6 protein-coding genes and 1 rRNA gene are annotated in these 7,358 nt (G+C 71.0%); 3 read left to right on the top strand and 4 right to left on the bottom strand.

The window, feature by feature from the left end:
* Together rrf and ACEZDG_RS09600 are read left to right on the top strand one after the other, a co-directional pair.
* Positions 1 to 69: ribosomal RNA gene (gene rrf, locus ACEZDG_RS37875) — 5S ribosomal RNA — on the top strand; the annotation flags it as partial.
* Positions 70 to 1,033: 964 nt separating this feature from the next.
* Positions 1,034 to 2,359 carry an MFS transporter gene (locus ACEZDG_RS09600; RefSeq protein WP_380505411.1) on the top strand — a complete coding sequence of 442 codons (1,326 nt, stop codon included), beginning with the start codon at positions 1,034 to 1,036 and terminating at the stop codon, positions 2,357 to 2,359.
* Between the two features lie 300 nt (positions 2,360 to 2,659).
* Here ACEZDG_RS09600 and ACEZDG_RS09595 read toward each other — a convergent pair whose 3' ends face one another.
* Positions 2,660 to 3,868 (bottom strand): MFS transporter, encoded by a 1,209-nt coding sequence (locus ACEZDG_RS09595; RefSeq protein ID WP_380505408.1) that lies wholly within the window; start codon positions 3,866 to 3,868, stop codon positions 2,660 to 2,662.
* 84 nt (positions 3,869 to 3,952) lie between these two features.
* On the opposite strand from ACEZDG_RS09595, the gene ACEZDG_RS09590 reads away from it, so the two are divergent.
* Positions 3,953 to 4,570 carry a CGNR zinc finger domain-containing protein gene (locus ACEZDG_RS09590; RefSeq protein WP_380505405.1) on the top strand — a complete coding sequence of 206 codons (618 nt, stop codon included), beginning with the start codon at positions 3,953 to 3,955 and terminating at the stop codon, positions 4,568 to 4,570.
* A 28-nt stretch (positions 4,571 to 4,598) separates the two neighbouring features.
* Here the strand turns inward: ACEZDG_RS09590 and ACEZDG_RS09585 are convergent, their stop codons facing one another.
* The 3 genes from ACEZDG_RS09585 to ACEZDG_RS09575 form a co-directional block, all read right to left on the bottom strand.
* Positions 4,599 to 5,093 (bottom strand): hypothetical protein, encoded by a 495-nt coding sequence (locus ACEZDG_RS09585; protein ID WP_380505402.1) that lies wholly within the window; start codon positions 5,091 to 5,093, stop codon positions 4,599 to 4,601.
* Between the two features lie 134 nt (positions 5,094 to 5,227).
* Positions 5,228 to 6,022, bottom strand: a complete 795-nt coding sequence (locus tag ACEZDG_RS09580; protein ID WP_380505399.1) for a phosphotransferase enzyme family protein — start codon at positions 6,020 to 6,022, stop codon at positions 5,228 to 5,230.
* Between the two features lie 40 nt (positions 6,023 to 6,062).
* Positions 6,063 to 7,235 (bottom strand): hypothetical protein, encoded by a 1,173-nt coding sequence (locus tag ACEZDG_RS09575; protein WP_380505396.1) that lies wholly within the window; start codon positions 7,233 to 7,235, stop codon positions 6,063 to 6,065.
* Positions 7,236 to 7,358: the final 123 nt, after the last annotated feature.

Below are 7,358 nucleotides of genomic sequence, written 5' to 3'. Positions count from 1 at the left end.
GAAGCTAAGCCTCACAGCGCCGATGGTACTGCAGGGGGGACCCTGTGGGAGAGTAGGACGCCGCCGAACAACCATTCCAGTGAAGCCCCCTGACATCTTGTCAGGGGGCTTCACTGCGTTCACCACCGAACACCCGCGGGGTCGGCCTTCACCGTTGCCACAGTTGAGGACCCGTCTCGCGCCTGCGGCGCAAAGAAGCCAACTACAGGGAGCCCGCACCGGGCCGGGGTCCGACGCCCCCCTTCCCGCCGGCGAGAAACGATGCACCGCCACCGGCTCCCGGCCGTGTTGTTGGCCGCGAGGCGGAGCCGAGCAACCCCGGCCAGGCACACCCCCGTCACCCGACAACGACCCGGGAGCCCAAGCCACACACCCAAGCCGCCCCACCCACTGGCGGACACCCGGTACCTCGCCGGGTCTGCTGCGGTCTTCGCTCGCTCATGGTCCCGAGTCCACGTGCGGTGGCCGCCCGGTCCGCGGAAGAGTTGGCGTCCCGGCGCCTGAATCGGGTCTGTCGAGCGCGGAGCCAAGCTGTTGGCGCCCCGAGGAAGAAGACGAGCCGTCCGCTGGCTTCGACGGCGTTCTTCAACCCCTCGAAGACACCGATCAGGTCGGCGGCGCACCAGATCACAGCCGCGAGGGATGCCCAAGAGGCGAGCCACTTCACGCCGCTCGTCGTCGCGGGATGAAAGGTGCCCCAGTTGCCGCCCGCACTGGTGCTGTTGTCCTGGAGCTTGTCCATGATGATCCGCTGCCGTGCCTGGTCCAGACTGAGCGAGTGTGAGACTGAGTGCAGTGGCTGGGCGAGCCCGTGGCGGGCCGGCCCTCAGGCATTCGGCGAAACATGCAGGATCGCGGTGAGTTCGGCGAGCGGGGACGCGGCGTAGGGCATCTGCTCCGCCGGGACTCCGGTGATAGTCGACGGTTGGCTCATGCCGCCATCGTTGCAGCTCACGGTGGATTGGCGGCTCACGATTGACGGTTGTGATCAATCCGCGTGACCGTTGCCGGGGGACGGGATCACGGTGGCGGCATGACCATCATGCGGCAGTTGGCCGCCCCCTCGTCCTCGTCGCCGACGCCGTCCCCGTCCCCACCGTCCGAACGCCCTGCGCTGGGTGTGCTCGTGCGTGCTTCCGGCGGCCCGCGTTATGCCGTCGCGCTCGCTGTGGACTCCCTCGGGTCGGGCCTGCTTCGACCTTTCCTCCTGCTCTACGGGATCCAGGTCTGCCACCTGGGGGTGGTGCGGTCCGGGACGGCGATGTCGGTGGGGATGCTGGCCGGCCTGTCCGTGCTGCCGTTCGCCGGACGGTGGATCGACCGTGGTGCCCGGACGGCGGCGGTGGCCGCAGCGATGCTGGTCCGGGTGCTGGGGGTCTTGGTCCTGCTGGCCGCGCCGCTGCTCGGTGGGTCGCCGCTGTGGGGATTCATCGTGGCCGCACTGTTCCTGGGCATCGGCAACCAGTGTTGGCCGCCCGCGCACGCCGCGGTGGTCACCACTCTCGCCGAACCCCGCTACCGGGATGCCGCGCTGGCGGCGGGGCGTTCGCTCCGCAACGCCGGCATGGGCGCGGGTGCCCTGATCGCGACGGTGAGTACGGCGGGTGGCACCGGTGCGCTGCGGACGCTGGCCGGAGTGACCGCGCTGGGATACCTGGTGGCGGCGGCGCTGGTGCTCCCGATGCGGGTACGGGCGCAGCAGCCGATCCGACGTGGTGTCAGCAGGGTGAGGGGAGGCGGCGGACTCAAGGTGTTGGACGTCGCCAACCTCCCCTACGCCTTCTGCTTCAACGTTCTTGAGGTCGCACTCCCTGCCTTTCTGGTGGTCCGGCTGCATGTGGCGCCCGCTTGGTCGGCGGGGATCTTCGTGGGCAATACGGTGCTGGTGGTGGCCACCCAGATTGCCGTGGTGATGTGGATGTCCCGTTTCGCCCGGCGGTCGTCACTGGCGATGTCCGGCCTGGTGCTCGCGGTGTCCTACCTGGGCTTCTGGGCAGCGGGTTCGCTCGGTGGTTGGGGCGCGGCGGCCGGGGTCGCGGCGGTGTCCGTGCTCTACACCGCCGGGGAGATCATGTACACGGGCAGTGCGACAGCGCTCATCGTTGCGAGCACTGCTCCGGATCGAATCGGAGCAGCGCTCTCGCGGTTCCAACTCTCCAGCGGGATCGGCCTGGCGGCCTCCCCGGCCCTGCTCACGGCGCTGCTGGCCCAGGGGTCCGGGGCGCTCTGGGTCTCCCTCGCTCTGGCGACCCTGCTCGCCGCAGCAGCCGTCCTCCGCTGGGCCCCGTCCGAACGCCGCCCCGGGGGCGAGCGCCCCTCCCCGCCGGCGGAGGACCGCTCCCCGGCAGAGGACCGCTGAGGCTCGGCACTCGGCGGCGCGGGGCTGAAGTCCGGTGCCAGGCAACGCCGCTGAGGTTCGACCCGGCCCGGGGTATCGCTGAGTGCCCAGCCCCCTGCGGTGGAACGACCCTGAGGCTTGGTTCCGCTCCCGGCCGAGCGCCGCCGAGGCCCATGCCCGTCCCCGATCCGCATCGCGGAATGGCCCGGGCCGTCCCGGGCTCGCATGGCCAGCGGCTGGGCTGCTCCCGCCCCGGAAGTGAGCCCGACCGTGACTCGTCGGGCGGGGTAGTGAACCCTGCGCCAAAGTGAACCAAAGCCGTTAGTGCGAGCGCCGTTCCGTGCCCCAGTACGCCAGGCCCAGCAACGGCAGCCCCGCGCCGAGGACGGCGACTGCGGTCCAGCCGTGGGAGCGGTAGGCCAGCGAGGCGAGTTCGGAGCCGAGGGCGCCGCCGAGGAAGAAGGTGGCCATGTAGACGCTGTTGAGCCGGGCGCGGGAGGCCGGGTCCAGCTGGAAGATGACGTGCTGCCCCAGGATGAGCGTGGTCTGCACGCCCATGTCGAGCAGCACGGCCGCACCACCCAGGGCGAAGATGCTGTGCCGGCCGAAGCCGGCCAGTGCGAAGGCGGACGCGGTGGCCGCCAGCGCTACCGCCGTCATCGGACGGACCAGGCCGTGGTCGGCCCAGCGTCCGGCCAGCGGGGCGATTGCCACGCCGCCCGCACCGACCAGGGCGAACAGGCCGACGCCGACCTGGCCGTAGTGGAACGGGGCGCTGGTGAGCACATAGGAGACGGTGGTCCAGAAGGCGCTGAACGCCCCGAACATCGTGGCCTGGTAGAGCGCCCGGCGCCGCAGCGGAGCGTGCTTGCGTGCCAACTGCAGGGTGGATCGCAGCAGTTCGCGGTAGCGGAGCGTGCTGGTCGGGTGGCGTTGCGGCAGCGCGGTGCGCAGGGTGAGGGCGAGCAGGGCCATCATCCCGGCCGAGACCAGGTAGACGACGCGCCAGCTGGTGGCGTCGGCGAGCAGGCTGCCGAGGGTGCGGGAGAGCAGGATCCCGGCGAGGAGTCCGCTCATCACCTGGCCGACGATGCGTCCCCTGCTGTGGTCGGGGGCGAGGTCGGCGGCGAAGGGGACCAGGATCTGCACCACGACCACGGTGGTCGAGAACAGCAGCGAGGCCGTCAGCAGCAGGCCGAAGCCGGGGGCGAGACCGGCCAGGACCAGGGCGCCGGCGGTGATGCCGAGCAGCAGGGTGGCGAGGCGCCGGTTCTCCACCCGGTCGCCCAGGGGCACCAGGAGCAGCAGCCCGAGCGCGTAGCCGATCTGGGTGGCGGTGACCAGCCCGCCCGCCGTGGCCTCGTCGACGTGGAAGACCTGGCGGAGACTGCTTAGCAGCGGTTGCGCGTAGTAGAGGTTGGCGACGGTCAGACCGCAGGCGACGGCGAGGAGCAGCACCAGTCGACGTGGTGGCCCCGAGGCTGTCGGACGGGTGTCCGCAGGGCTGCTGGCGGTGACCGGCACGGGCATGGTGATGTCCCTCCACATAGGAACCAGTTAAACTGGTTCCTTGACGCTACCAGCTAAACCGGTTCGCGCAGTAGGGTGTCCGCCATGACCGCCGCCACTGCCCCCGTCGTCGCCGCCGCGCCTCGCTTTCGGACGGGTGCGGGGCGGCTGTGCCTGGACTTCCTGCGCACCCTCCGCTACCGCGGGACGCTCGATGCGATCGAGGAACTGCCGGACTCCGCAGCCCTGTTGGCCTGGGTGGTCCAGTGCGGTCCCTGCGGCCCCTGTGATCCGCCGGACTCGCAGCCGGTGTCCGACGACCCGGCGCAGGTGCGGGATGCGCACAGTCTTCGGGAGGCCGTGTACGAGCTGGTCACGATCGGCCACAGCGTCGGCGGGGTGGCCTCGTCCAGCTTCCTGGTGCGGGAGCTGGTGAACCGGGCGGCGAAGAATCCGACCCCGATTCCACGTGTTGATGCGTCAGGAGCCTTGCTGTGGACGGCCTCTGACGTCGTATCAGCCACACTCTCGCTGGTGGCACGGGATGCCATCGACCTGGTCACCTCATCGGCGGTGAACCGGGTCAGGGAGTGTGCCGACGAGTCCTGCAGTGCACTGTTCAGTGACAACTCGCGTCCGGGGAACCGTCGTTGGTGCTCGATGGAGACCTGTGGAAATCGGGCCAAGAAGAGCAGCCTGCGGAGCAGGAGCGCGGGGCACTGACGCTCAGCGACACCCAGTGCTCAGCGGCTCAGCGGCTCAGCGGGATGCCGAGGGCGCGGAAGGTGACCCGCTGGTCGAACCACAGCAGGGCGACGGTGATCCCGGTCATCGCGAAGGCGAGCAACAGGTGGCCGGTGGTCGTCTCCACTGCCGCGCCCAACGCACCGAGCACCAGGTGGACGGCCAGGCGCAGGGCGATCAGCCCGATCGCGATGAAGCGGGTCCGGCTGTTCTTCAGCATGGCCCGCACCAGTTTGCGGCGCTTGCCCAGCACCGTCAGGCTGATGGTGATGTTCACCAGGGCGAGGCCGATCAGCACCGTCCAGGCGTCGGGGTTGGCCTTGAGGATGTCGTAGGCCCCGCCGAAGACCCCCTCGAAGGCGAAGAACCAGGCCGGCAGCGGCTTCATCTGCCGCAGGTCGGCCCCGGCGACCCCGGCGACCTCGCCAACCCCGGCAACCGGCGGCTCCCCGACCGTGGCGGCGGTGGTGGTCTGCTTGTCGAACACGGTGGTGATGCTCATGGTGCCGCCCCCTGGGACTGTGTGCCGGCACCCTGCCGACACGCATCAGCTTCGCGTAGCGGGCGGGTCGGCTGTCAGGGCCGCCGCTCCCGTCTTCGCCAGTACATTTGTCATGCGGGAACCATGAAGCTGTGTCATTTGCCCAGCTCAGCGGTCCAGTCGACAGCGTGTGCCGCGGTGTACTCGGCGTCGGCGAGGTAGAGCCGGTGGTGTCCGTCGGCGAGATGCCGGGCGAAGGCGGGGTCGCCTGCGGCGGCCCGCTCGGTCATGAAGTCGACCAGGGCGTGCAGCCGGTCCACGACGGTGTGGGCCAGCGCCGCCCGCTCGTCCGCCGTCAGCCCGTAGGCCTCGGCGAGCAGCCGCAGTCGACGGCCCTGCTCCGCCGGCGGCAGGGTGCCCTCGTCGCTGCCGGGGGCGTGCAGCGGGACGAAGCGGTACGCGGTGTAGGCGACGTCCCAGACCCGGGGCCCCGGGTGGGCGGTGTCGAAGTCGATGAACGCCGCCGGAAGGCCGTCCCTGAACACGCAGTTGTACGTGGCCGCGTCGCCGTGGCAGATGACCTCGGCCGGTTCCCGCGGCGGCAGCAGCCAGACGTCCTCCGGCCGGCGCGGGAAGTCGGCGTCGGCGTCGTGGAGCGCCCGCAGCAGCCGGCCGACCGTCCGGAGTGAGTCGTCGGAGCGGGCGTACGGCGGCAGCGGGTAGTGGCCGACCTCGCCCGGGACGAAGTCCAGGACCTCCCTGGTGCCGTCCTCGGTGAGCCCGTGTGCGCGGGGAGCCCCGGCGAATCCCCTGGCGGCGAGGTGGTCGAGCAGGCGGTGCACGGTGGGTGTCCAGGGTCCGACCGGGCGGCGGACGGTGTCGCCGAGCCGGGTGACCCGGTTCACGCCGCCGCCGGTCAGCAGCACTTCTTGATCGTTCTCTGCGGGCATGGGCCGAGCCTAGGAGAACCCGGACCTGGCCGCGCCGGAATTACGGGCGCGGCTCGTCGGGAGTCCCACTGGTATCGGCGGCGGTGCTGTCGTCGGCTGCCGGAGGTGCCTCGTCGGCCGGAGCCGGAGCCGGAGCCGGAGCCGGAGCCGGAGCCGGAGCCGGCGTCGGGACCGGACCCGGAGCCGAACCCGGAGCCGGAGCGGCGGCGTAGGGCTGCGGGCCGCGGCCGTGGTGCAGGTCGACCCCGGCCTGCGCGGCCAGGGCGACGTCCAGGCTCTCTCGGCGGATCCGGCGGTCCATGTAGAGCAGGCCGTTGGTCAGCGGTGCCAGCGGTACGGTCAGCAGGCTGCTGAGCGCGACCCCTGCCAGCATGACCAGGTAGAACATCAGGAACGAGGCGACCGGCAGGCTGGGGTCGGGCCCCCTGTCGTCGGCCGGTACGGTGCCGATCATGATGAACGCGCCGATGACGCCGCAGGGGATGACGATGATCTGGCTGGCGAACGACCCGATTATGCTGACCAGGTAGGGGATCCCGAAGCTGCGCCACCAGGCGCCCTCGTTGAGCCGCCAGGCTCGCCGGAGGCCCGAGATCGGTCGCTCGTTCTCCAGCACCAGGACCGGGACCACCAGCACCAGCCGTACCTGGGCGTAGACCGCGAGGCCGAACGCCGGGATCAGTAGCAGGGCCAGCAGGCCGAAGGCCGCACGGCTGCCGGTGGCGATGCCGACACCCGCCGCGAGTCCGAACAGCAGGCACATGCCCAGCGTGGTCGCGGCCCAGAGCAGCAGGTTCTCCTGGGTCACCCGCCACAGGTAGGGCCGGGCCTCGTCCCATACCTGACGTACCGTCACCTGCTCGCCCAGCACGGCGTGGCGCAGCACCGCGGTGGAGACGGTCGAGCTGACCACGTAGCAGGCGAAGAAGGTGAGCACGGTCAGTAGCAGCGCGAGGCCGCCGTAGACGAACATCTCGACGACCTGGCCGTGGCTCGGGGTGTAGTCGGGAGAGTCGTTGGCGCTGTTGAGGATGCTGCGCATCGGGGCGTAGGCCACGCCGATGAGGACGCCCATCAGCACCGCCGAGACACCGGCGATGACGAGCAGCGGGACGTAGACGGGCTTGAAGTACCGCTTCAGGGTGCCGAAGACCCCGCTGATGATCTCGCCGACGCCCAGCGGCTGCAGCGGTATGACGCCCGGCTTGGGCACCGGGGGTATGTACCCCCACGGGCTGTACCCACCGGGCCCGTACCCGCCCGGACCCGGCCCGCCCGGACCGGGCCCACCGGGACGGTAGCCCCCCGGGCCCGGCCCGCCTGGGCCGTAACCCCC

It is taken from the genome of Streptacidiphilus alkalitolerans, from assembly GCF_042511045.1.
Lineage (GTDB): Bacteria > Actinomycetota > Actinomycetes > Streptomycetales > Streptomycetaceae > Streptacidiphilus > Streptacidiphilus alkalitolerans.
This window is presented reverse-complemented; position numbering and strand designations above follow the sequence as displayed.

Bases quoted from the DNA above. Each gene is read 5' to 3' on its own strand.
- ACEZDG_RS09600 (WP_380505411.1), top strand. From the start codon at position 1,034: ATGACCATCATGCGGCAGTTGGCCGCCCCCTCGTCCTCGTCGCCGACG.
- ACEZDG_RS09595 (WP_380505408.1), bottom strand. From the start codon at position 3,868: ATGCCCGTGCCGGTCACCGCCAGCAGCCCTGCGGACACCCGTCCGACA.
- ACEZDG_RS09590 (WP_380505405.1), top strand. From the start codon at position 3,953: ATGACCGCCGCCACTGCCCCCGTCGTCGCCGCCGCGCCTCGCTTTCGG.
- ACEZDG_RS09585 (WP_380505402.1), bottom strand. From the start codon at position 5,093: ATGAGCATCACCACCGTGTTCGACAAGCAGACCACCACCGCCGCCACG.
- ACEZDG_RS09580 (WP_380505399.1), bottom strand. From the start codon at position 6,022: ATGCCCGCAGAGAACGATCAAGAAGTGCTGCTGACCGGCGGCGGCGTG.